General features: G+C 66.1%; 22 protein-coding genes. 12 read left to right on the forward strand and 10 right to left on the reverse strand.

What is annotated here, in order from left to right:
* The first annotated feature begins 24 nt into the window (after positions 1-24).
* Complete coding sequence (recN, locus tag KF733_00865; GenBank protein QYK56037.1) at positions 25-1,686, forward strand: DNA repair protein RecN; 1,662 nt, start codon at positions 25-27, stop codon at positions 1,684-1,686.
* Here the strand turns inward: recN and KF733_00870 are convergent, their stop codons facing one another.
* Positions 1,687-2,502 carry a hypothetical protein gene (locus KF733_00870; GenBank protein ID QYK56038.1) on the reverse strand — a complete coding sequence of 272 codons (816 nt, stop codon included), beginning with the start codon at positions 2,500-2,502 and terminating at the stop codon, positions 1,687-1,689. It lies immediately after the preceding gene.
* A gap of 137 nt (positions 2,503-2,639) precedes the next feature.
* Here KF733_00870 and KF733_00875 point away from each other — a divergent pair, with 137 nt between their 5' ends.
* Positions 2,640-3,161: a hypothetical protein gene (locus tag KF733_00875; GenBank protein ID QYK56039.1), complete on the forward strand. Its 522-nt coding sequence runs from the start codon at positions 2,640-2,642 to the stop codon at positions 3,159-3,161.
* Here KF733_00875 and KF733_00880 read toward each other — a convergent pair.
* Genes KF733_00880 through mtaB form a run of 3 tightly spaced genes read right to left on the reverse strand, consistent with a single transcriptional unit; the run spans position 3,158 to position 6,843 of the window.
* Complete coding sequence (locus KF733_00880; GenBank protein QYK56040.1) at positions 3,158-4,426, reverse strand: MFS transporter; 1,269 nt, start codon at positions 4,424-4,426, stop codon at positions 3,158-3,160. The two genes, KF733_00875 and KF733_00880, sit on opposite strands and share 4 nt — an antisense overlap.
* Before the next feature lie 6 nt (positions 4,427-4,432).
* Complete coding sequence (gene tdh / locus KF733_00885; protein QYK56041.1) at positions 4,433-5,464, reverse strand: L-threonine 3-dehydrogenase; 1,032 nt, start codon at positions 5,462-5,464, stop codon at positions 4,433-4,435.
* Between the two features lie 56 nt (positions 5,465-5,520).
* Positions 5,521-6,843, reverse strand: a complete 1,323-nt coding sequence (gene mtaB / locus KF733_00890) for a tRNA (N(6)-L-threonylcarbamoyladenosine(37)-C(2))-methylthiotransferase MtaB (protein QYK56042.1) — start codon at positions 6,841-6,843, stop codon at positions 5,521-5,523.
* Between the two features lie 65 nt (positions 6,844-6,908).
* On the opposite strand from mtaB, the gene lpxK reads away from it, so the two are divergent.
* Genes lpxK through rfaE2 form a run of 5 tightly spaced genes read left to right on the forward strand, consistent with a single transcriptional unit; the run spans position 6,909 to position 11,102 of the window.
* The gene (gene lpxK, locus KF733_00895) at positions 6,909-7,868 is read left to right on the forward strand and encodes a tetraacyldisaccharide 4'-kinase (protein QYK56043.1); all 960 of its coding nucleotides are present in this window, start codon (positions 6,909-6,911) and stop codon (positions 7,866-7,868) included.
* Entirely contained in the window at positions 7,855-8,781 is a 927-nt protein-coding gene (locus KF733_00900) for a lysophospholipid acyltransferase family protein (protein QYK56044.1), read from the forward strand. Before lpxK ends, KF733_00900 begins: the two co-directional genes overlap by 14 nt.
* Positions 8,778-9,719 (forward strand): glycosyltransferase family 9 protein, encoded by a 942-nt coding sequence (locus KF733_00905; protein QYK56045.1) that lies wholly within the window; start codon positions 8,778-8,780, stop codon positions 9,717-9,719. Before KF733_00900 ends, KF733_00905 begins: the two co-directional genes overlap by 4 nt.
* Complete coding sequence (locus tag KF733_00910; GenBank protein ID QYK56046.1) at positions 9,703-10,650, forward strand: glycosyltransferase family 9 protein; 948 nt, start codon at positions 9,703-9,705, stop codon at positions 10,648-10,650. Before KF733_00905 ends, KF733_00910 begins: the two co-directional genes overlap by 17 nt.
* Positions 10,632-11,102 (forward strand): D-glycero-beta-D-manno-heptose 1-phosphate adenylyltransferase, encoded by a 471-nt coding sequence (gene rfaE2, locus KF733_00915; protein QYK56047.1) that lies wholly within the window; start codon positions 10,632-10,634, stop codon positions 11,100-11,102. The genes KF733_00910 and rfaE2 overlap by 19 nt, the downstream gene beginning before the upstream one ends.
* Here the strand turns inward: rfaE2 and KF733_00920 are convergent.
* The 4 genes from KF733_00920 to prmC are packed head-to-tail and all read right to left on the reverse strand — an operon-like array spanning position 11,074 to position 14,939.
* Positions 11,074-12,606 (reverse strand): PD40 domain-containing protein, encoded by a 1,533-nt coding sequence (locus tag KF733_00920; GenBank protein QYK56048.1) that lies wholly within the window; start codon positions 12,604-12,606, stop codon positions 11,074-11,076. The two genes, rfaE2 and KF733_00920, sit on opposite strands and share 29 nt — an antisense overlap.
* A 19-nt stretch (positions 12,607-12,625) precedes the next feature.
* Positions 12,626-13,543, reverse strand: coding sequence for a methionyl-tRNA formyltransferase (gene fmt, locus KF733_00925; GenBank protein ID QYK56049.1), 918 nt, complete (start codon positions 13,541-13,543; stop codon positions 12,626-12,628).
* The gene (gene def / locus KF733_00930) at positions 13,540-14,070 is read right to left on the reverse strand and encodes a peptide deformylase (GenBank protein ID QYK56050.1); all 531 of its coding nucleotides are present in this window, start codon (positions 14,068-14,070) and stop codon (positions 13,540-13,542) included. Before def ends, fmt begins: the two co-directional genes overlap by 4 nt.
* A 59-nt stretch (positions 14,071-14,129) precedes the next feature.
* A complete protein-coding gene (gene prmC / locus KF733_00935) occupies positions 14,130-14,939 on the reverse strand; it encodes a peptide chain release factor N(5)-glutamine methyltransferase (protein ID QYK56051.1) in 810 nt (269 codons plus the stop codon).
* A gap of 139 nt (positions 14,940-15,078) precedes the next feature.
* Between prmC and KF733_00940 the strand changes: the two genes are divergently transcribed.
* From KF733_00940 to KF733_00960, 5 genes are all read left to right on the forward strand, one after another.
* The gene (locus KF733_00940) at positions 15,079-15,648 is read left to right on the forward strand and encodes a prepilin-type N-terminal cleavage/methylation domain-containing protein (GenBank protein ID QYK56052.1); all 570 of its coding nucleotides are present in this window, start codon (positions 15,079-15,081) and stop codon (positions 15,646-15,648) included.
* A gap of 441 nt (positions 15,649-16,089) precedes the next feature.
* The gene (locus tag KF733_00945; protein QYK56053.1) at positions 16,090-16,644 is read left to right on the forward strand and encodes a hypothetical protein; all 555 of its coding nucleotides are present in this window, start codon (positions 16,090-16,092) and stop codon (positions 16,642-16,644) included.
* Between the two features lie 276 nt (positions 16,645-16,920).
* The gene (gene hflX, locus KF733_00950; GenBank protein QYK56054.1) at positions 16,921-18,192 is read left to right on the forward strand and encodes a GTPase HflX; all 1,272 of its coding nucleotides are present in this window, start codon (positions 16,921-16,923) and stop codon (positions 18,190-18,192) included.
* 46 nt (positions 18,193-18,238) lie between these two features.
* Positions 18,239-19,657: a hypothetical protein gene (locus KF733_00955; protein QYK56055.1), complete on the forward strand. Its 1,419-nt coding sequence runs from the start codon at positions 18,239-18,241 to the stop codon at positions 19,655-19,657.
* A 775-nt stretch (positions 19,658-20,432) separates the two neighbouring features.
* On the forward strand, positions 20,433-21,116 hold the full coding sequence (locus KF733_00960) for a hypothetical protein (protein QYK56056.1): 684 nt from the start codon (positions 20,433-20,435) through the stop codon (positions 21,114-21,116).
* Between the two features lie 84 nt (positions 21,117-21,200).
* On the opposite strand, the gene KF733_00965 is transcribed toward KF733_00960, so the two are convergent.
* Together KF733_00965 and KF733_00970 are read right to left on the reverse strand one after the other, a co-directional pair.
* Positions 21,201-22,247: a hypothetical protein gene (locus tag KF733_00965; protein QYK56057.1), complete on the reverse strand. Its 1,047-nt coding sequence runs from the start codon at positions 22,245-22,247 to the stop codon at positions 21,201-21,203.
* 157 nt (positions 22,248-22,404) lie between these two features.
* Positions 22,405-22,563: a hypothetical protein gene (locus KF733_00970; GenBank protein QYK56058.1), complete on the reverse strand. Its 159-nt coding sequence runs from the start codon at positions 22,561-22,563 to the stop codon at positions 22,405-22,407.
* Positions 22,564-22,848: the final 285 nt, after the last annotated feature.

Below are 22,848 nucleotides of genomic sequence, written 5' to 3' on the forward strand. Positions count from 1 at the left end.
CGCGCTCCGTCATGATGTTCAGGCATGCTCCTTGAGCTGACCGTCGAGAACATCGCGATCATCGACCGGGCGTCCCTTTCCTTGGGGCCCGGGTTCACCGCGCTCACGGGCGAGACGGGGGCGGGCAAGTCGTTGTTGGTCGACGCGATCGGCCTGGCCCTCGGCGGGCGCGCCGATTCTGACTTGGTGCGGACGGGGGCGCGGAAGGGAACGGTCACGCTCCTGGCCGACCTCAGCCGCTCGCCCGCGATCCTGGCCCGTTGCGCCGAGTTCGGCGTGGACATGGAGGACGGGCAGCTCGCCGTGCAACGTGAGGTGAGCGTGGAGGGCCGTTCCAACGTCCGCCTGAACGGGCGCCCTGCGTCGGTCGGCGTCCTCCGCGAGATCGGCGCGATGCTGGTCGACCTGCACGGGCAGCACGACCACCAGGCGTTGCTCGCCCAAGAGAAGCAGGTGGACTTCTTCGACGCCTGGATCGGCGAGGCCGCCTGGAAGGCACTTGCCGAGGTCCAAGAGCGGCACCACGAGTGGGAAGCCCTCCGCCGCCGGCTCGAAGCCCTGCGTGGCGGAAGGCGCGAACGCGAGCAACGCCTTGATATGCTGCGTTTCCAGGTCGGAGAACTCGAGGCGCTTGCGCCGGTCGAAGGCGAGGTGGAGCAGCTCGAGGCGCGCGTCGAGCGGCTGCGGAACGCGGAACGGCTGGCGGTGGGGGTCGGCGCCGCCCTCGCCCTCATCGCCGACGAAGGCGGCGCCCAGGAGTCGCTCGGCCGGGCCTTACGGGAAGTGGAGGGCGCCGTCAACTACGACCCCGCATTAGGCGAAGCCCTCGAGACCCTGCGCGAGGCGACCCTCGCCGCGCGGGAGGCAGCGCCCCAGCTCCGCTCCTACCTGGACGAGCTCGAATCGGAACCGGATGCGCTCGAGCAGACCGCCGCCCGGCTCGACGCCCTGCGCCGTGCCATGCGAAAGTACGGCGACACCGAGGCCGCGCTGGTCGAATACCTGCGCGCCGCACGAGAGGAACTCGGGACATTGGAGACGGACGACCAAGACGAGGCCGGGCTCGTCCAGAGACTCGGCGCGGCGGAGGCCGACCTTCACGAAGCCGCCGCCCAGTTGACCGAAGTCCGGCGAGGCAGGGCCGAGGAGTTCGGCCGGCTCGTGACCGCGCAGATCCGCGAGCTTGCCATGGAGCGTGCCGAGTTCCGCGTGGTGGTCGATCCGAAGCCGATCGCCGCGGACGGTGCTGACTCGGTGGCCTTCTTCTTCACGGCGAACCCCGGAGACCCCCCACGTCCCCTCGCACGGGTCGCGAGCGGCGGCGAGATCAGCCGGGTGATGCTCGGAATCAAGGTCGCTTCCGCCGGGCGGGCCGGCGTGCCGACCCTCATCTTCGACGAAGTCGACACTGGCCTAAGCGGACGTGCGGCGGCGGTGACGGCGCGCAAGCTGGAGGAGTTGGCCCAGTTCTACCAGGTCATCGTCATCAGCCACCTGCCCCAGATCGCAGGGCGGGCGCACACCCAGTTCCGGATCGAGAAGTCGGTGGAGGGAGAGCGCGCGAGGACGGACGTGCGGCTGCTGGAAGGCGAGGAGCGGCTGGCCGAAGTCGCAAGGCTGCTCGCCGGCGAGAAGGTCGGGGAATCGGCCCTGGCCAACGCCCGGGAAATCTTGGCCCGAGGCTAGCTAGCGGCCGCCGAGGCCGCCCAGCCCGCCCAGAATGTTGCCCATCCCGCCGCCGATGTCGCCCGCGATCGAGAACCACTTGCGCTTGCGGTACTTGTCGCAGATCTCCTGGACAAGGTCGTCGGTCTGGCGGCCCGAGACGTCCACGCGGTTGCTGCTCGTCCCGCGCATCTTCATCAGGGATTTGACCGCTTGGTCCGGATCGCTGCCCGCCTGGGAGATCGCGTCCAAGACCTCGACCACCATCGTCTTGGTCTCGCCGAGGGCTTGCGCATAGGCGTTGCGGATTGGGACGCACTCGGGCGGCGGCGGCAGGCTGTCGAAGTCATCGATCAGCGTGTTCCACTCGGCCCGCTTCACCCCCGCCTGCTGGGCAATGTCCTCGGCCGGCGACTTGTCGAGGGCGTCCGGGTCGTTATTGAGGAGGCCGTCCATGACTCCCGGGGTCCCGCCGACCCCGGAAAGCATGGCGAGGTTCGTCAGGAGCCCGGCCATCTGCTCGGTGGACATGTCCTTGCGCTTCTTCTCGATGCGCTCCAGGTGCTTCAACCAGTCCAGGATTGCCTGCGGCATCTCGGGCGGAACTTCTTGCGACGCCTGCAAGGCGGGTTGGGGCTCGGCAGTGGCCTGCGTCACCGGTGCGACGGGCACCTCGCCCGCTTGGGTCGCCGGGCCGCTCACGCCCTGGCCCTTGAAAAGAATGCCTGAAAGACCGACTCCCAGCACGATCGCGAGCACAAGCATTCCCAAGCCGATGTAAAGGTAGTTCCGGCTCTGCTTCGCATGGGCGGCGTACGGGTCGATCGGGGTCTGCACGTCCTCCTTTTAGGGTCAGCCAATTGTGCCTGACTTTCGCCATTGGTTTTGACGCCCGAAACCAACGGCCCGTTCCTTGACGGGCCTGTCAGGGCGAACTCTTCAAATCTTTTTGAAGTCTGAGGAATAAGGAAGCTATGGCACGGATTGGAGACGGACACCCCTTGTTCGCCTATTTCCGCGGCCTCGTTCACGAGGCGGTGGCGGTGGAGCTGCGTGAGCCCCGGATCGACGACGTCGAACACTACGTCGCCCGGCTCCTCACCGATTTCGCCCTCTTGGACTCCGTCTTTGCGATCCAGGACGGCACCGGGCGTCGTCTTACCAGCATCCAGGAGATGCTTGCGGAAGGGGACGTGCTGCTCAATGCCGACTCCTTCGAACGGGAGCGGCAAGTCCACAAGCACATTGGCGACTACATCCTCTTCTGGTCTGGGGTCAACCCGGTCTATCTCACCCGGCTGAAGCTCACGGACGGTCGCGAAGTCGTCTGCGACTACACCCGCCAAGGCAAGGCGAGCTACCAGCTTGTGAGCCAGTTCGACTACTCGCCCTATGAGCGCGAGGCGGAGACGTTCGCGAAGCTAAGCGACCTTTTCGAAGGCGTCGCCTATGCGCTGGCCCGCGTCCGCCACCAGCTGCCCTTCGGACGAGCCTAGGCTTCTTCCTTGGGCGGCAGGGGTTCGGTCGCGGCCGGCATGGTCGCGGCCCGTACATGCCGGTCGCCCCAGACGGCAAGCGCGGCGGCGGTGATGCCACCTCCCATGACGAGGTACATGCGGACGAGCCCGACCGCCTTCAGCGAGAACCCCGTGAGGGCGGCTCCTACCGGTTGGACGCCAGCCGAGACCATCGAGGCCACGGAGTTCACGCGCCCGCGGTAGTGGTCTTCGACGACCAGGTTCATATAGGTCGAGAGCGGGATGAAGACGAAGGGCAGCGCGAGACCCGCCGCCACGTTCATCAGGACGTAGAAAACGTAGTTGGGAACGGCCATGCCGGCGACGGTCGCGCCGAGGACGACGCTGCCCGCGACAAAGCTCAGCCCCACCCGACGGACCTTCAACCGGTTCACGACCATGCTGCCGACGACCATCGAGAGCATGAACGCGAACTCGATGCCGGCCAAGGTCGCGAAAGAGCCCCCGAACCACTCCCGGTTCGTTGCGGTGTAGACCACCATGAACCCCGCGATGAAGAGGTTTGTCACGAGGTTCACGGCGAACAGCTTGCCCAAGACGGGGTGCCGGAAGATCACGTCGAACCCTTCGCGGGCCTGGGCGAGCACTTGGCTCTCGCCGCGCTCTCGCGCGTCGGCCTTGATCGCCGGGAGCATGCGGATGAACACCCAGGAGAGCAAGAACGTGGCCGCGTTCACGAGGATGGCGATCTGGAAGAACCGGATGGGGTCGAGCCGCTCGATCTGGGCCAGCAAGAGGACGCTCAGGGCGAGGCCCAATGTCTGCATCAAGCTCTGCGTCGCGGCGGAGAGAGAAGTCGCTTCCAGGAGCCGCTCCGGAGGCACGAGGCGCGGCACAGCGGCGCCCCGCGCCGGAAAGAAGAACACGTTCACGCAGGAGAGCAGGAACGGGACGAGCACAAGCGTCCACCGCGGCACCTCTGCGGAAACCATGAGGAACCCGGCAAAGGCCAGGAGGAGGACGGTGCTCGCCAAATCCGCGAAGAGCATGATGCGGCGCCGGTCCATCCGGTCGGCGGCCACGCCCGCCAACGGGCTGAGCAAGAGGAACGGTAGGGCGTTCGCGGAAGCCACGTACCCCACGAAGACCGAATCCCGCGTGATCCGGTCCGCCATAAAGATGAACGTCAGCCCATAGACGGCGTCGCCCAGTTGCGAAACCGTCTGCCCCAGCCACAGGTTGCGGAAATCGCGGATCTCTAGCGCGCCGAAGCTGGGTCGCAAGTGGACCTACTCTTTCATCGAGAGCACGATCTTGCCCGCGTCCCCGTGCTCCAAGATCTCCATGGCCCTGACGATGTCGGTATACGGCATTTCGTGGGTGACGATGGGGGAAACGTCCAAGCCCTTCTCGCTGAGAAGCCACGCCATCTGATCCCACGTCTCCCACATTTTTCGTCCGACGATGCCTTGCATGCGGAGCCCCTTGAAGACGATGCGGTTGAAGTCCACCGACTTCAACGTGTCCGCATAGACCCCGAGGAGGGAGACGCGCCCCCCGGGGCGGGTGGCCTCGATCGCCAGGTCCAGTGCGGCAGGCTTGCCGGACATCTCCAGAGTGCCGTCCACCCCACGGGGCTCGTGCCGCGCGAGGATGTCGTAGACGTCGGTCTTGCTCGGGTTCAGGACGATATCGGCGCCGAGCTTCTCGGCCAGCTCGATCCGGTACGGGGCGACCTCGGTCGCATAGACCTTTCGGGCGCCGAGACACTTGCAGATGGCTACCGCGAAGAGCCCGATCGGCCCCAAGCCGGTGATGAGGATCGCCTTGCCCTCGACTGGCCCGTCCATGACGGTGTGGACGGCGTTGCCGAGCGCGTCTTGCAGGCTCGCGATGTTCTTCGGCACGACGCTTGGCGTCTTGCGCGCGTTCAGCTCGGGCACGACCGCATACGGGGCGAAGCCACCGTCCACGTCCACACCAAGGATCGACGTGGTCGAGGCGACGTGCCCGTTGCCGATGAGGTAGTCCGGGTCGCACGGGTCGACGATGTGCGACTCGCTCGCGACAAAGTCGCCTATCTTCACGTTCTTGACCCCGTCGCCAAGCTCCACGACGGTGCCGCAGAACTCATGGCCGATGACCCGCGGCGGCTTGATTCGGCCCGCCGCCCAGGCGTCCCACTGGAAAATGTGGAGGTCCGTGCCGCAAACGCTGCCGTGCTCCACCCGAATCCTCACATGCCCTGGCCGGATGATGGGCTCCGGAACATCGACAATCTCCAGCCCCCGACCCGCTCGCGTCTTTGCGACCGCCTTCACAGCCCGGAGCATACCGACCAGGAGCCGCGCGAAAGTGCCAGGCAGAGACGCATGGCTCAGGCCCTCACCGATATGAACGGCGAAGCGTCGCCCACAAGTTCGCCTTCGAGCATGAGGCCCTCCTGCCGCTCCAGCCGGACCCACTGGCAGGTGCCCCGCACTTCGGGCGGACCCGCGAACTGGACGGAGAGATAGTTGTCCGAAAGCCCTTCGAGCAGGCCGTTGCGAGGCGTCTTGCCTTCCACCAGGACGCGCACCTTTTGGCCCAAGAACCGGGCGACGTGGGCGCGGCCGGATTCCGCCACCACTTCGGCCAACGCGAGCGAACGGCGGTGCTTCTCGTTCGGATCGACGGGGTCGCCCCAGGCGTCGGCCGGAGTCCCCGGTCGGGGGCTGAACCGGAAGACGTGCGCCTTGTAGTACCCCGCCCGGCGCACGGTCTCCAAACTGTTCGCAAAGCGCTCGGCGGTCTCGGTCGGGAAGCCCACCATGACGTCCGTCGTGAGCGTCACGCCAGGGACCGTGCGTCTCAGATCGTCGCAGAGCGCCAAATACTCGTCCTTGTCGTACCGCCGGTTCATGTCCCGCAGGACGTCGGAATCGCCGCACTGAAGCGGGATGTGAAAGTGGGGGCAGACCACGCCTGCCTTTGCCAGGTCGATGATCGGGGGCGTGACCTGGTGCATCTCGATGCTGCTGATGCGCAGGCGGTCCAGGCCGGAGCGCTCGGCTAGGATTTGGACAAGCTCGTCGAAGCACGGCCCGCCACTCCCCGATTCCGGGCCATAGGCGCCGATCAGGACCCCCGTGAGCACGGCCTCTCGATAGCCCAGGTCCACCAGCCGGCGCGCCTCGTCCAGCACCTCTCGCCAGGGCCGCGAGACCAATCCAGGCCGCGTGAAGGGGATGGAACAGTAACTGCAGAGCACGTCGCAGCCGTCCTGCACCTTCAACGTGGCGCGGGTCCGCCGCTTTGCGCGACCGTCCGCCGCGGGGGTCTCAGCCTGTCGGTTGGCCCGGGCCGCCTCGGCCAGGAGCGGGAACCGGGTGAGAACGTGCTCCACCGCCTGTAGCTTTTCGGGGTTGGGGACGACGAGGTCGGCGTCGAGCGTGGCCCGCCCCTCGTTCAAATCCATTTGCGCGGCGCAACCGGTGGCGACGACCTTCGCGTCCGGGTTCAGCCGGCGGGCGCGCCGCACGGTGTTGCGGCTCTTCGCTTCGGCCTGGCCGGTGACGCTGCAGGTATTGATCACATAGACGTCCGCCTCCTGGTCGAAGGCGACCACGTCAAAGCCCGCCTCCAAGAAGGAGTCAAGGATTCGTTGCGTCTCGTACTGGTTGACCTTGCAGCCCAGCGTCGTGAAAGCCGCGCGCGGCACACGGCTATTGTACGGCACGGGCCCGGCGAGTCTGGCCCGGCCCCGAAGGGCCACAATCCAGGCACGTGCGGATCGACATGGAGTCGACCTGGGCTCCTGGCAGCCCGGCCCCCTATTTACTCTCGCCCTTGGCGCTTCTCTACGCCCTGGGATGGTGGTCGTATGAAGGGCTCTACGCCCTTGGGCTGAAGAAGCCCTTCGAGCCTCACCGGCCCGTCGTCAGTGTCGGGAACCTCCTCGTCGGCGGTTCTGGCAAGACGCCGCTGACCCTCTTCGTGTCCAGCGTGCTGACCCGGTTGGGCAAGGCCCCCGTCCTTTCGCTCAGCGGCTATGGGGCGGCCCGGGCGAAATCGGCCTCGATCGCCCCGGAAGGCCCCCTCGACCCCGCCGAATGGGGGGACGAGCCCACGATGGTCAGGTGGCTCCGGCCCGAGCTGCCGCTGGTGGTGGGGCGCGACCGCGTGCAAGCCGCGCGGCTGGTCCATGAGCGATGGCCCGACCGGTCGATGCTCATGGACGACGGCTTCCAGCACCTGCGCCTGCGCCAGCACGTGCCCATCGTCATCGACGCCCGCGCCCCAAACCGGTTCTGCCTGCCCGCCGGGCCCTACCGTGAACCGCGCTGGACCGGCCTCAAACGGGCGCGGCTCGTCCTCCCTTCGAAGGATATGGCCTTGCGCCTGAGACCTGTTTGGCTGAGCCCGGAGGGAGAGGCGGTCGCGGGGCCGAAGGGCGACGCCCAGGCCGTCTGCGCTTTGGCCAGGCCCTATCGCCTTGTGAGCAACCTGGAGGCCCAGGGGATCAAGGTCAGGCGGGCGACCTTCCGCCCGGACCACGACCCCTTGACAGCACCGGGGCTACTCGAATCCTTCGACCCGAACCTTCCGACCGTGGTCACCGCGAAAGATTGGGTCAAACTTCGGGAGCGGCCCGATGTGGAACGGCTTGACGTGCGGGTGGCGCATTACGAACTCATGGTCGAGCCAGAGGCGGCATTCTTGGACTGGTTAGGTGGAACTCTCTAGCGAATTCAGGCGGCGACGGAAACGGCTCCGCAGGCGCGCGGTCGGGGTCGTGGCGAGCGGTTCGCTCTCGACCCTTCAGCGATGGCTCGCCGGGAAGCCACCGGAGAAGGTGGACGAGATCGGCGCCCGGTTTGGCCGCTTGATTCACCGTGTGGTTAAAAAGCGGCGGGAGCGGGCGCTCTCGAACCTGGAGCTCGTCTTCCCTGAGATGCCCGTCTCCGAGCGGGAAGCGCTTGCCCTGCGGGTCTTCGAGCACTTCGGCCGCGTCTCGGCCGAGTTCCTTGCGCACGCCTCGTTGGAGCCGGAGAGGGTGATCGCGACGACAGATGCCACAGGAATGGAGTATGTCGATGAGGCCCTTAAGCTTGGCCGTGGCGCCCTCCTGTTGACCGGCCACTTCGGCAACTGGGAGCGCGGGTCCGCATACCTTTCCAGCCTCGGGTACCGCATTAACGTCGTGATCCGGTCCGCGAACGACGACGGAGTCGACCAATTGGTGAACAGGCTCCGCGGAAAGGGCGGCGCGGGCATCATCCCTCGCGGAAACGCGGCGAAACTGATCTTCCAGAAGCTGCGTGCGAACGAGCTTGTCGCCATCCTCCCAGACCAAAACGCCGAGGACGCGTTCATCCCCTTCTTCGGCCATCCGGCCGGGACGAACCTGGGACCGGGGGTGATCCACGAGCGGACCGGCGCGCCCGTGATCCCGTCAAGCTGCCTCTATGTCGGCGCTGGCCGGTGCAGCCTCACCGTCGGCGCTCCGCTGGTCGCCCTTCCCGGCTACGAGACCAAAGGCGAGGGACTCATGCGGGCCTTTCACACGTTCTTAGAGTCAGTGATCTCGCAGAACCCCGAGCAATGGCTGTGGTTCCACGACCGGTGGCGCCGCGCGCGCGAGGCCGGGCTCCTATGAAGGTGCTCGTCGCTCGGTTCTCCGCCATAGGGGACTGCGTGATGACGGCTTGGGCCGTCACCGCCCTGCGCCAAGCCCTGCCCGAAGCGAGGATCGTCTGGGCGGCCCAACAGCGTTGCGCCCCCGTGATCGATACCGACCATTTGGTCGATTTCACCCACATCTTTCGGCGGGAAGCCTGGAAGAAGGAGCGGTGGTCGCTGCGAAACTGGCGCGAAGCGACCGCGACCTACTTAGGGTTGCGCAAGGAGAAGTTCGACGTCGGGCTCGATTTCCAGGGCCATAGTAAGACCGCGCTCTGTCTCGCCCTCAGCGGGGCGAAGCGGAAACTGGGCTCCCGCGCGACAGACGCCCTTGCCGAAAAGCTCCTTCAAATCGTCGTCCCCCCGGGCCGGCGCCACGAAGTGGAAACCGCCCACCTTTTGGTCAACCAAGTGGCAGAAACGACCCTTCCAGTGCGTCCCCTAATGCCAAAGCCGCAGCCCTTTCCCTGGACCGGGGATAGACCTCTGGTGACGGTGCAGACCGGCGCGGGCGAAGACCAGAAGCTTTACCCCGCCACGGCTTGGGAAGAGGTCGTGCGCACACTTGTTGCACGGCGATTCCATGTCGCGGTGATCGGTGCCCCGAGCGACCCGCGCCTGAACGTGGAGGGCGCGACCGACCTGGTCGGCCGCCTCAGCCTGAAGGAGGCCATGGGAGCGGTCGCCGCCAGCGACCTTCACCTTGCCGCAGACACGGGCACCGGGCACATCGCCGCTGCTTACGGGGTGCCCGTCGTGAGCGTCTTCGGACCCAACCCGGCCTGGCGGTTCCGGCCCTATTCCGACCGAGCGCGGGTGCTGGAAGAGGGAGGGAATCCTGCCGCCGTCGCCTCCTCGCGGGTCGTCGAGGCGGCGTGCGAGCTCTTGGAGGCGCGGCTTGCGCGTCCTCGTTAGCCGCCTGTCCGCGCTAGGCGACGTCGTCTGCACGCTCCCCGTGGCCCACACTCTAAAGGCGGGGAAGGAGCCCTGCGAGGTCGTGTGGGTCTGTGACCGGCGGTTCTCCGCGATCCCAAAGCTCTGCGGCAGCATTGACCAAGTGGTTGAAGTGTCGAAGGACGTCCGTGAGGTCTGGCGCAAGGTTCGGGCCCTTGGCCGGTTTGACTATGCCCTCGACGTCCAGGGCCTGCTTAAGTCGGCTGCGGTGGTGGCGTTCGCCCAGGCAAAGCACCGGCTCGGCTATCACTGGCAGCGTGAGGGGAGCAGCCTCTTCAGCAAGGCCGTCGCTCCCGACCCTTCCTCACACCACGTGGTGGACCAATACGTGGACGTGGCGCGCGCGGCAGGAGGTTATGCCGACCGTGCCGTCTTCGACCTCGCTCCGGATTCAGGGGACGTCGCCAACGTTCGGGAAAAACTTGACTCAGCGGGGCGCCGCGCCCGCACTCCCCTCGTCCTGGTGAATGCAGGGGCGGGTTGGGCCACCAAAAGGTGGGATCCCGCGAAGTTCGCGCAAGTCGCGGAGTCCTGCACAAGGGCCGGGTGCGACGTCGCCTTCCTCGGGGCCCCGGGCGACCGCCCCATCTTCGAAGAGGTTCGGGCCAGAACGTCAACTCCCGTCCTCGATATGGTGGGTAAGACGAACATTGCCGAGCTCGTCGCGCTCGTCTCACTCGCCGACGTCCACCTGGGGGGCGATACGGGAAGCACCCATATCGCGGCCGCGCTCGGGGTCAAGGCGGTCGGCATCTACTTGGTGACGGATCCCGTCCGGTCCTGCCCTTACGGGCAGATCCAAAGGTGCTTCGCGGGCAACCCCGAAGCAGACGAGGTCGTGCGAATGGTCCAGACTTGCCTGGAATTGGAGCCATGCCCCTCGCAACTTTAGAGCAGGTCGAGAGCCTCAGGGCGGGCCGCCGCCTGGTCTTTACAAACGGCGTCTTCGACATTCTCCACGCGGGACACGTGGACTACCTTGAGGCCGCACGGGCACTCGGAGACCTCCTTGTCGTGGCGATCAACAGCGACGACAGCGTGAGAAGACTGGGCAAGGGGGCAAACCGCCCGATCAACCCTTTGGTCGACCGCGCTCGAGTTGTCGCCGCCCTACGTGCGGTGGACGCGGTGGTCTCCTTCGACGACGACACTCCCGAACAGATCATCGCGCAAATCCAACCGGACGTCCACGTGAAGGGGGGCGACTACCGTGAAGAAGACCTGCCCGAGGCCCGCATCGTCCGCGCCTATGGCGGCGAGGTCGTCATCCTTCCGTTCCTTCCCAACCGCTCGACCACGGCGATCCTTGAGCGACTTAGCCAGAGCCGCGAAGCTGAGGACTGAAGACAGGGCTCGTATAGTCGCCTTCCTGCGAGAACCGCTTGGGCGGGCCGGATGCGTCGGACGGCACCGTAAAGATCACGCGCGACTTGCCCGGTTCCTGAACCGAGAAGACCAGTGTCTTGCCGTCCGGGCTCCAATTCGGACTGGAAATCTCGCCGATAGCCAGCTGCCGCGGGAGGCCGCCCGCTTCGGAAAGCGGGAAGACCACAAGCGCCTCGCCGATCAGGCGGCCTTCCGGGGCTTCGCGCCCGAGCACAAAGGCGACGGCTGAACCATCTGGCGAAACGCGCGGATAACCGAAGCTGAAGGTGCCGCTCGGGCGCTCGGTCTGGGGACGCGCGTCCTTCGAGGGAGGCCCCGTAAAGAGCGCGCGGTCCTTGCCGAAGGCCATGACCGCAGGCGGAGCCGTCATGGACGGGTCGAGGATGAAGAGTCCGTTCCGGATCGGCGGCACCGGGCGGCCGTCCACTAGGAACTCGGGCGGGGCCTGCGCGGGATCGAGGAACTGGTAGTCGCGGACGGCGATGATGGCCGTCCCGTTCGGAGCGACGTCAAAGTCGAGCTTCCTGCCCGCGAGGATCGGAGCCGGCGCGCCCTTGTTCAGCTCGCTCGAGAGAGGGCTGGCGACAAACACCTCGTCGAGTTCGCGGTGCATCCGGCTCCAAATGAGGGGATGGCCCGTCGCCGCCTTAGACTCGATGAAGCTGTCCCCGATCTGCCGGTAGGCCGCTTCCATCTGGCTCACGCTGCCCTCGCCTTCTTGGGTGGACTGCGACCGCTGGAGCGAGGGCGGCAACACCTGGCGCATCGTGCCTGTCCGCTGGTCGTACTCGTATGTCCTGCCCCCAAGGGTCACCAGGGCGAGGGGCTGGCCCTCGGGAGAATCTTTGTGGAACCAGATCGCCGACTTGCCCCGGGAATCCGTGGACCGCTTCTCGACCGAGTCCGTACCGGGCGCCCAGCGATAGATCTGGACGTCCCCGTCGCGGTTGCTCACCCAAAGCAGCCGGTTGCCGTCGGGGCGCCAATTGAGGTCGTGCTCTTCGTAGCCCTGGCTCACGCCGGGCGCGGCAACTTTCTTTCCGTCCGGGCCGAACGTAACGATGCGCGTTCCCTCGGAGACGTGCTCGATCGCCGCGATCATGCCGGCCGTGTCCACCTTCGAGTCCCCTGTGGGGTCGACCGTCGCATTGCGAAGCCACTGGTATCCCGCCACAAGGGCCGCGATGCCGAAAAGCCCGATCGCAAGCCGCACGGCGACGCGTTGGCCAGGGGTGCCCGTATCCTTCGGGGCCGCTTCCGGGACGGCGGGCGCGGCCTCGCTTGCATTCGCCAGGCAGACCTCCAGCGCCTCGTCAAGTTTGCGACGGTGCTCAGGATAGGCCGGGTCGCTCCGTCCCTCGTCTTCCAGCTTGAAGAGCAACGCGCGGTAAGCACGACGGACTTCGCGCTCGGTCGCGGCTTCTCCGAGTCCGAGGATGGCGTAGGCTTCGCTCTGGTTCATGGGGTGGGCGGCTCCAGGGTCATTCGGTAAGACGGTCTCCAACGCTCAGGCGTGCCCCGTTTGCGTATTCGGGCCCGCTCATTCGTCGCTTTCCTTCCTGCTGGACCTCCAAAAGGTTGATCGCGCCATCGGTAAAGCCCACGACGAGGCCGCCCTTCACCATCGCGACGACGCCCGGCCCGGGGGAGGCGTCGGTGACAAGCCGCGCCTGCGTCACCTTTAGCGGCCCGTCCTTGGTGCGGAGGAACGCGCCCGGGAACGGGGTGAACGCCCGAAAGCGGTTGTACTCGAGCTTGGCCGGGCTCTGGGGCTGGAGCTCCGCCTCGGCCTTCGTGACCTTGGCCGCGTGGGTCGCGAAGGCGTCGTCCTGCTTCTGGCGGGGATAGTCGCCTGCGACGATCAGCGGGAGCCAGCTGCGGGCGAGCTCGGCGGCAAGGCCGGCAAGCCGAGCAAAGAGCTCGCCGGCCGTTTCGTCCGGCCCGATCGAGCAAGACTCCGTCACGATGATGTCGCCCGTGTCCATGCCCTTGTCCATCTGCATGAGCGTCACCCCGGTGTACGTCTCGCCCGCTTCGACCGCCCGCTGGATCGGGGCCGCGCCGCGGTACCTCGGAAGCAAGGAGCCGTGCAGGTTGATCCCCCCGCGCCGGGTCGCGCCCAACATCGCCTCGCTCAGGATCTGTCCATAGGCCGCGACCAGGAGGCAGTCCGCGTCCAACCGCCGTATGCTCTCGACGAACTCAGGGGCGCGGCTCTTGACGGGCGTCTCGACCGGAAGGCCGAGCTCGATCGCCGCCTTTTTGACAGGAGAGGGCTTCAGGTCTAGGCCTCGGCCGCTCGGTCGGTCCGGCTGGCTGACCACCAGGGCCACGTGCGGCGCCACGGCACGCAACGCGGGGACGGCAAAGTCCGCCGTCCCCATATAGACCACCTTCACTCGTCCCTCTCGTCCTGGTACGGATCCATCCAATGGAGCGTGGCGACATCGACCTTGTCGATGAACAGCACGCCGTCCAAGTGGTCGATCTCGTGCTGGACGATCCTTGCGGCGCTCCCTTCCATTTCGTACACCGCCTCGCGCCCGCGCCGGTCCAGCCCCTTCACCTCGACCATCTCGGCCCGCTTGACGTCGCCGTAGAGGCCAGGGATGCTGAGGCAGCCTTCCTCGCCGACCTGCTCGCCCTCCGCGGTCACGATCTCCGGGTTGAAGAGCACCATCGGTCGTCCGTCCGGGATCAGGACGATGAGCCGTTCCAACACGCCGACCTGTGGCGCGGCGAGACCGACGCCGCGCGCCTTGCGCATGATCCGCGTCATGTTCTCGGCCAGGGCCAGGTGGCGCTTCGTAATCTTCTCGATCGGCTTGGCGACCTTGCGCAGGACCTCGGCCGGAACCTTTACGACCGGATGCTCATCGTCCTGAGCGTAGAGGTGCTTGTACTCGTCGGGTACGACGATATTCATCGGGGTTAGGGCTCCATTGTACTCGGAAGGCACGTCAGGGGCCCCTGAACCGCCATCGGCTAGGCCCTTGCGAACGTCGCCGCCCTGGGCACACCACCCAGGTCGTCGGCCACGTCCTGCAAGACCCAGCCTCTTGGTTCGAACACCCCCCTGACGGCCTCCAGCATCCCGTCACCCAGCTCGACCAGCAACCGTCCCCAGGGCATCAGGTATGGCGCGGCCTCGTCCGCCAGGCGCCGATAGATGGCCAAGCCGTCCGGCCCAGCATAGAGCGCCACTTCCGGCTCATAGAGCGAAACGTCCGGGGGCAGCGCCGCCCCTTCCGCGATGTAGGGAGGATTGCTCACGATCAGCCCGAACTGCATCCCCGCGAAGGGCTCGAACAGGTCCCCGTGGCGAAAGAGGACGACCGCGTCATGCTCCCGCGCATTGGCCCGCGCGACCCGCAGCGCCGCCGCAGAGACGTCCACCGCCGCCACAAACCAGCTCGGCCGCTCCAGCTTCAGCGTGATCGCGAGGCAGCCTGACCCCGTGCCAACGTCCAGCACGCGGCCGCCAAGCCCGCCCAGGGCGGCCTCCACTAGGGTCTCGGTCTCTTGCCGCGGCACCAGCACGCCCGGCGCCACCCGGAACACGCGGCCATAGAAGTCGCGCGAACCCCGGATATAGGCCAGCGGCTCGTGGGCCATCCTCCGCTCCAAGAGCGCGTCGGCACCGGGGGGAGCCAGCGACTCCGGGTGCGCCAGCACCCACGCCCGCCCCCGGCCCGTCGCCTGGGCCGCGAGCACCTGCGCCTCGAGGTCCGGCCTCTCGATCCCGACACGGCGGAGCCGGCCCGCGGCCGCCACCACCCACTCGCCGAGCGTCATGCCACCGCAATTTACACCGAGCGCGCCTCTGGTCGACACAGGTGTGCCCCATGCCCAAACTTTTAGCTTGTTGAAAGAAGACCCCTTCATAGGACTTTAGATCTGCCGATGCCTCTTTTGGGGTGGGTACTATCGCTTAATGAGATCGGCCTTTACACTTACTGAAGTCCTGGTCGTGGCCGCGATCACCGGCGTGGTCGCTGCGATCTCATATCCCGTGGTGTCATCCGCAAGGCGCGAAGGGAGCAAATCCGCCTGCACCTCAAATCTCGCCCAGCTCAGTAAATCGACAGCCTTATACCGAGCGGATAATGGAGGCGACGGGACACTCGGTGGAATGTACGAGATGGGCCTCCCCCCAAGCGTGAACCTTCTGCCTGCATTGGCAGGCTATGGCCTGGGGGCGACCCTGAAATGCCGGGAGACCCCAAAACCTTGGATGCCAAGAGAGGCATTCCACTATCACTACATGCCGCTTGACGACAGGCCTTCTCACCGCAAGGGGGGAGTCGCTTGGCGCAAATACGTATCAGAAGTCGGCGAAGAGGCGGTGCTGTTCATCGATGTAAACCACAACGACGAGTCGCACCCCTTTTTGAACTACGAGTTCCCAACCTTCGCGCTGGGTGTCAAGCTAAACGGATCGGTGCAACGAAGATTCTCCAAAGGAAACCCAGAAGACTATGCCTTATGGCGTACGCGTGAATAAAACGAATAGCTTCAAGATATTGAGTATGGTCGCAATTATTCATGGCTTGGCGACTTCTGGTGCTGTTGCCGAAGTCTCGCCAACCTGCCATTCCTGCACGGACACCTGGTGCCCTCCTGCATCACCGGACTCTCTGGATTGCTCTCAAGACTTTACTGACTACGAGTGCAACATAAGGGGCAACGACTGTTGTTGGCGCAAGACGATCTACTACCATTGTCCGGAGCCGACCGGCTACACGTCCGTCACCTGGCAGAACCAGAAGCTTAACGCCTTCTGCTTGGGCAGCCCGATGACGAGGTGCCATTCGCAAGTCCCGTGGTAACCCCAAGAGAAACGACTGGACCGCGATGGAGACGCGTCAACATCGCAAAGGCGGCACTGGTCGCTATCCCGTTGATTTTTGCGCTTACTATCGTGGCGGCCTTGTTTAGTCGACGAATGGACGAGCGGAGCACGTCTCTGGCTGCCGTCGAACGGCTTGCGGATGGGGACCTGGTCTCAGTCTACAAGCTCTGTTCGGAAGAAGAGCGAAGGGCCCTGGGATTATCGGAAGATGCTGTCCGGAGAATCGAACAAAGATTGGTGACGCCTTATGTCCAAGCGATCAAGCACAGCGGCAAGGTGCAAACCGACTGGATGGCGCCAATGGCAAGCGCAATCTCGTCGCAGGAGTTTGTGACGCTCAACGGGCAAACCGGTCGAATCGCGTTTCAAGTAGACAGGAACCCTGAAGGCGCATTCGCATCGTTCACCGCAGCCATCTTCGAATGCTGGGAACTGCGTGAGGCAGTGGAGAGAGAGAACCCTTCGCTACAACCCTTGGGAGGGCCGTCTTTGCTCGTCGCCGCACTAGAACGAGACCGCCCGTTCTTTGAATCGATCGGCTTTACCGGTTTCTTTAACCAGAAGACGAAACGCATTTGGACATGGGACGAGGCGCGGATGTACTGGTTGGAGCTTGAGGAGCTCAGACGCGATAACGAAAGAGACTAAAGGGCCGGGCACTTGCCTGCATAGAGCCGGTGGACCAGCACGTTCCTGGCAAGGTGTCACCGCGAGCTTGACAAACCCCGCCCCGACCTGCCATAATAGCGCTCGTCTTCTCATGTGGCTGATCGACCTCTGAGTCGGCGCTCCTCGCCGACCGCCCCCAACTCACCGCCAACCCGCGCGGTCAGGTCGATTCCTCGTTCTGCACCCCAAAGCCAGACTTTCGGCTGTCCGCGCCCCGTCACAGGCCCCATCGGCCGTCGTAGGGACAGATAAGCATTGCCACAACCCAAAACCACCCAAGAAGCCCCGGAGCGCATCTTCCTCGTCTACGTCAATTCGGACGAGGCTGAGGACGCCTATTTCGAGATGGAGCTCGAGAGCCTCGTCGACGCGGCCGGAGGCGTCGTCGCAGGGAGCACCCGCCAGCGCCTCGACCGCCCCCACGCCAAAAACTACGTCGGAACGGGCAAGGCCGAGGAGATCAAGGGCTACGTCGCCGCCTCCGCCGCGGACACCGTTGTCGTCGATTCCGAGCTGAACGCCGTCCAGATCCGCAACCTGCAGGACAACGTCGGGTGCCGCGTCATCGACCGCACCACCCTCATCCTGGACATCTTCGCCAAACGCGCCCGCACCCGGGAAGGCCAGCTGCAGGTCGAGCTCGCCCAGTACAGCTACATGCTCCCGCGCCTGATGAGCGTCTACACCAAGTTCGAACGCCAGCGCGGCGGCATCGGCATGCGCGGCCCCGGTGAGACCAAGCTCGAGTCAGACAGACGCATGGTCAACAACCGGATCGCGAACCTGAAGGACGCGATCGAAGACGTCAAGCGCCAGCGGCAGCTCCAACGCGCCGCCCGCGGCGAGCAGCCCGTCCCCATCGTCTCGCTCGTCGGCTACACCAGCGCGGGCAAGAGCACGCTCATGAACCGCCTGGCCGGCACCCATGTCTACACCGACGCGATGCTCTTCGCCACGCTCGACCCCACCACCCGCCGCGTCGAACTGCAAGACGGCTTCCCCGTCTTCCTCACCGACACCGTCGGCTTCATCCGCAACTTGCCGACCCAGCTCGTCGCCGCCTTCCGCGCCACCCTGGAAGAGGTCGCCGAGGCCCACTTGCTGCTGCACGTCGTGGACGTCAGCCACCCAAACTGGGAAGAGCAGCGCGACGCCGTGATCGAGACCGTCGCCTCGCTCGGCGCCGGAGAGGTTCCGATGCTCACCGTCTTCAACAAGATCGACGCCCTGCCCGACGCGACTTTGACGCGCCGGCTCGTGGCCGAGTGGCCCGACTCCGTCGCCGTCTCCGCCAAGACGGGCGAGGGCACCGAGGAGCTTATCGCCCACATCGCCGGGATGCTCAAAGAGCGTTACTCCCTCGTCCGCGCCCTCGTGCCCTATGGCTCCAACGGCCTCATCGAGGCCGCCCACAAGTACGGCCGTGTGCTGAAGGAGGAGTATCGCGAGGACGGCGTCTACCTGGAGGCCGAGGTCGTCCCCGAATGGCGCGCCAAGCTCGCGGAGTACGCGGTCGGCCCCTCGTAACGCACGTTTGTTCGTGAACGGGCGCACCTTGGCGCATACTGTCAGGGTGCGACCCGTGAACGGCCTGCGGAACCTTGGGCCGCTCCTGACGGGCGCCTGGAGACAGCCTATGAACCGGACCGCACGAATATCGTTCCTCGCCGTCGGGGCCTTGGCCAGCCTCGGCATCGCCGCCCTCTTCTCCTTGCCAGCCGTCGCCCAGGTGGGCGGGACGTTGCCTGCCTACGTCGCCCTCCAGGCCCAGTCGCCCGGAACGCCGCAAGTCGGCAACTCGAACGTCGGCGGCACCGCCGCCGCCGAAAATGTCGTCGCCCGCGCCGGGGTGTCCACGCCCACGCTCACCATCGGAAGCGCCCAGCCTGGCTACCCGATCCAATTCCCCAGCACCCTGGGCAGCAAAGTCTCGCTCTACGGCGAAAGCGGTGCGCACTACGGCATGGGTGTGCAGGGCTTCCTCTACCAGATCTACACCGACTCGCCCGCGGCCAGCATCGCGTTCGGCCATGGCTCCAGCGAGTTCTTCACCGAGGTCGCACGTTTCACCGGCAACGGCCGGCTCGGCATCGGCACGACCAGTCCCGGTGTCGAGCTCGACGTCAACGGGAGGATCCGCATGCGGACGAACGCCATATCGAACGGCGTCATGATCGGTGACAACAACGGCTTCGCCTCCTGGAACCTGGTCGGGGCCAATTCGCTCCAGTTCGACCCCGGTTCGCTGGCTCGGGTCACGAACAACAGCTTCGGGATCGGTAGCTTCGGCCTCGCCGGCGCCGCCACAAAAGGCATCGAACTGTTCCGCACCGGCTCGAACGCGCCCATGATCAAGCTCAATCCCAACCCGGGGAACAGTGGCGAGGTCACCCTCTACGGCAACAACGACAGCATCAACATCCAGATGAACGGCCTCGGCGTGGACGCCCGTCGCGGGATCCTCTCCGCCTTTGACGAGACCTCTTTGCCGCGCGCCTCGATCTACGTCGACTCCAACCGACAGGGCCGAATCCAGGCCGAACTCAAGAACTTCCGCGTCCCCGATCCCACCGACCCCAGGAAGGATATCGTCTACGCCTGCATCGAGGGCCCCGAGGCTGCAATGTACACGCGCGGAACAGGCCAGCTCGCCTCCGGCGCCGCCCGCGTCAGCCTCCCCGACCACTTCCTCAAGCTCGCCAACCTCGGCACGATGACCGTCCACCTCACGCCCCGCGGCGACTGCGAGGGCCTCTACTACCAGCGCGACGGTGACGCCGTCATAGTCCGCGAGATGCGCAAAGGCACGTCCTCGGTCGAGTTCGACTGGGAGGTGAAGGCCGTCCGTCGCGGGTACGAGGACGAGAAGGTCTATGAAAACTGGGACGACAACCCCGCCCTCCCCAGGGGCAGCCGCGAGAATCAGTGGAAGGCCAGGCTGCAGGCTCTGGCTGAGGCCAAAGCCCGCCTCACCACCCCCTCCCGCCCCTGAGCGCGCCCAAAACCCCCGTCAACCCAACCTCCCCATCTCCCTTCCGAGGGAGAGGGGGCCAGGGGGGTGAGGGAATCGCGGCCCAGATGCGCGCGGCCAAGCACCTTTACCGGCCACGACCTAGCTGGAATCGCCTGACCGCGCCCGCGAAGAAACTGACGGCCTAAAATCCGCCTTCCCCTCCCCTGGCCCCTCCCCAAGCTTGGGGAGGGGGAGTGGGCTCCGGACTCCCACTCGCCCTTCCGAGGGAGAGGGGGTACCCAATCCGCGAAGGAGCGGACAGCCTAGGATCCGGCTTCCCCTCCCCTGGCCCCTCCCCAAGCTTGGGGAGGGGGAGTGGGCTCCGGACTCCCACGCGCCCTTCCGAGGGAGAGGGGGTGCCCCATCCGCGAAGGAGCGGACAGCCTAGGATCCGCCTTCCCCTCCCCTGGCCCCTCCCCAAGCGTGGGGAGGGGGAGGGGGTTCCGGGCTCCCACTCGCCCTTCCGAGGGAGAGGGGGTACCCCATCCGCGAAGAAACTGACGGCCCAAAATCCGCCTTCCCCTCCCCTGGCCCCTCCCCAAGCTTGGGGAGGGGGAGTGGGCTCCGGACTCTCCCTCTCCCTTCCAAGGGAGTCGCGGGCTGCGCACGATGGTCGGCCCTTTGTTGCACCGTTGTTTCCCCCTTGCTGCACCGCATTTGCACCGCTGGCCAGCGGGGGAGGGGTGGGGTTTGGAGGATCAGGCTTGGGGTTTCGGGTGGGGAATCGACCGGGTTATGCCGACGATTCCCTCGTATGGCCAAGCTCAAGACGGCTTGTTTCCTCCCCGGCCTCAGTGGGGCGACGGGGAGTGCGGTGTTCGTGCAGATGCCGGACGGGAGCGTCTATCTGCGTGGGCGGCCGGTCGTCGACGACCCGGACACCGAGGCGCAGCGACACGTGCGCGGGCTGATGCGGCGGGCGGCGCGGGCGTTCCGCGCGCTCAGCGCCCCGCAGCAGCGGGCTTGGCTGGACTATGCCGAGGAGGAGGCGCGGCGCAACCGCCGCGAGGGGCAAGCCACGACCCCGCGGGCGTACAACCTTTTCACCGGGCTCGCGTACCAGGTGCTGCGGATCGACCCAGGCGCGACGATCCCGGTCACCCCTCCCGCCAGCCCCTTTAGCGGCGACGCGCCCAGCCTCTCGGTCGAGTCGGTGCCGGGGGCGGTGCGGTTCACGGCGGACGCGCCGAACGGGCTGGACGTCGTGACCGAGCTCATGCTCGCACGGGTGCGGTCCTCGATCTCGTTGCCGAACCCGAGGGCGTACCGGCACCAGGCGTTCGTGCGGTTCGTGCCGGGCTCGCTGTCGGTGGACGTGCCGCTAGAAGACAACCCCTACGCCGGCCGCTATGTGGCGTGCGCGGCCCGCTACCTGCGCTCAAGCACGGGCCAGGCGGCCGGGCCGATGGTGCTCGGCGTGGTGGAAGTCCCCGGTTAAGTGTCGCCGATCTCCCTCCCCAACCCCTCCCTCATGGGGCCGGGCACGAGCCGACCCGGTCCACACGAGGGAGGGGAGGGAGTGTCAGTCAAACGCGGAAGGCAGCGTCGGGACGGGGGTCGAAGCGGCCTCGTACTGCGCGCGCGCCGCCCTATAGGATTCCGCCTCCCTCGGGCGTTTCGCAGCCCACTCGGCATCCTCCCGGAAGCTGTGGCGGGGAGGGGCGAACGGTTGCGACCCCTGGGGGTTTGGCACCCGCTTATAGACCACGAAGCTGAAGGCCGTTTGGTCTGCGACCGCCGAAGTGTTCGCCGTGACGACCAAGAACTTCCCGCCAACACTGCCTGTACGAGCGAAGCCTTGGCTGAGCCGGGTCACGACCGTCGCGTATTCGCTGAAGAAGAACGACTCTCCCGTTATCGTGATTTCGTACCGGTCCAACCCCGAGTTGTACGTGGACGTCCAGTTCTGGGTGCCGCTGGAAACCCCGCCTGAAAAATCGACTTGTCCATAGGCGACTGGCACCATGGCAGCGTCGCCGCCGGCGTAGCCATGTTTCGGCAGGGCCCCGCCCGTGCGGAGAGAGTCGGTGCCGGTCGCCGCAGTGAAGGAGTTGCCGCTGATGTTGTTCCGGCCTGCAACCGCGATTCCGTTCGCGCTATAGGCCTCGCCAAACACGCCCGTGCCCGCGCCGTCTTGCTTGCGCTGGATCCCCCAGATCGCCACACCATTGTTGGAACGGTTGTAGAAGAGGCCCCCGACCGTGGACCCCGTGGCGCTCATGGCGTCGGCGACGAGCGCGCGCCCGCCGACGGAGTTCGTCGTGAAGTAACCGCCGGCGCCCAAACCACTGGCGGCAGTGTTCTTTCCATAGACGCTCACACCGCTTGCGGTCTCCGCCCGCACCCCCTGCAGCGTGCCGCCTTCGTTGACTTGGACCCGGGCGAGGCTGGGGTCCGTCCCGAGGCCCACCCTACGGCCGAGGATGTTTCCCGTGACGTTGATGTGGCCGGTCTGGGGCGTGCCGGGCGTCGAGTCCTGCAGGTTGACGAAGCCAGCGGCGATCGCACCGCCGGCCACTGCGCCGGAGACCGTCGCCGAGAAGAAGCTGACCAAGAGATGAGTTTTCATGGTTGCACCAAAGCTCTCTAAACCGAGCTTGGCAAACCTTACCATTAAGTTTTAGACGCCACTGAACGTTGAATTCTGCGAGGGCGGGGGCGGCCAAGCTCCATCGGGCATAATGCCAGGGTTCGTGGCCGCGGGCAAACAACGGTTAGGGTTTTGGTTAGGCGCGCTCGTCTTGCTCGTCGTCGCCCAGGCCCACTTGTGCGCCTCCGCCTTCTATTTGCCGGACGGCGGTCTGTGCCAGGCTTGCGAGCAGTTGGCCTGTGGCGAAGGCGGCGCGGGCCCTCTCCGTCCTGCGGCGGACCACAACGACTGCCACGATTGCTGCGAGCTTAAAACTTGCCACGGTGAGGGGCACTCCGGCCAAAAGGCGCTTAAATCGGAGCCGCTCAGCCTCGATGAAGTCCTTCTGCCGCCGGGCGAACTCTTTGTAGAGACCTCTCCGGTGGCCGCTTCACAAATCGGGGCGGCCCTGGTCGGCCATCCGCCTACCGGCCCACCAAGCCCGACCGCATCCCGCGCCCCTCCCGCAACGCTTCAGACCGCTTAACCGACCTGCAGCCGGCGCAACGCCGGTTGCCCAGACCTAAGCCCTGAAGCTGAC

The sequence above is a fragment of the Fimbriimonadaceae bacterium genome, assembly GCA_019454125.1.
Lineage (GTDB): Bacteria > Armatimonadota > Fimbriimonadia > Fimbriimonadales > Fimbriimonadaceae > JALHNM01.

Coding starts and splice junctions, on each gene's coding strand:
- recN (QYK56037.1), top strand. CDS start 25: ATGCTCCTTGAGCTGACCGTCGAGAACATCGCGATCATCGACCGGGCG.
- KF733_00875 (QYK56039.1), top strand. CDS start 2,640: ATGGCACGGATTGGAGACGGACACCCCTTGTTCGCCTATTTCCGCGGC.
- KF733_00905 (QYK56045.1), top strand. CDS start 8,778: ATGAAGGTGCTCGTCGCTCGGTTCTCCGCCATAGGGGACTGCGTGATG.
- rfaE2 (QYK56047.1), top strand. CDS start 10,632: ATGCCCCTCGCAACTTTAGAGCAGGTCGAGAGCCTCAGGGCGGGCCGC.
- KF733_00920 (QYK56048.1), bottom strand. CDS start 12,606: ATGAACCAGAGCGAAGCCTACGCCATCCTCGGACTCGGAGAAGCCGCG.
- def (QYK56050.1), bottom strand. CDS start 14,070: ATGAATATCGTCGTACCCGACGAGTACAAGCACCTCTACGCTCAGGAC.
- prmC (QYK56051.1), bottom strand. CDS start 14,939: ATGACGCTCGGCGAGTGGGTGGTGGCGGCCGCGGGCCGGCTCCGCCGT.
- KF733_00940 (QYK56052.1), top strand. CDS start 15,079: ATGAGATCGGCCTTTACACTTACTGAAGTCCTGGTCGTGGCCGCGATC.
- KF733_00945 (QYK56053.1), top strand. CDS start 16,090: ATGGACGAGCGGAGCACGTCTCTGGCTGCCGTCGAACGGCTTGCGGAT.
- KF733_00960 (QYK56056.1), top strand. CDS start 20,433: ATGGCCAAGCTCAAGACGGCTTGTTTCCTCCCCGGCCTCAGTGGGGCG.
- KF733_00965 (QYK56057.1), bottom strand. CDS start 22,247: ATGAAAACTCATCTCTTGGTCAGCTTCTTCTCGGCGACGGTCTCCGGC.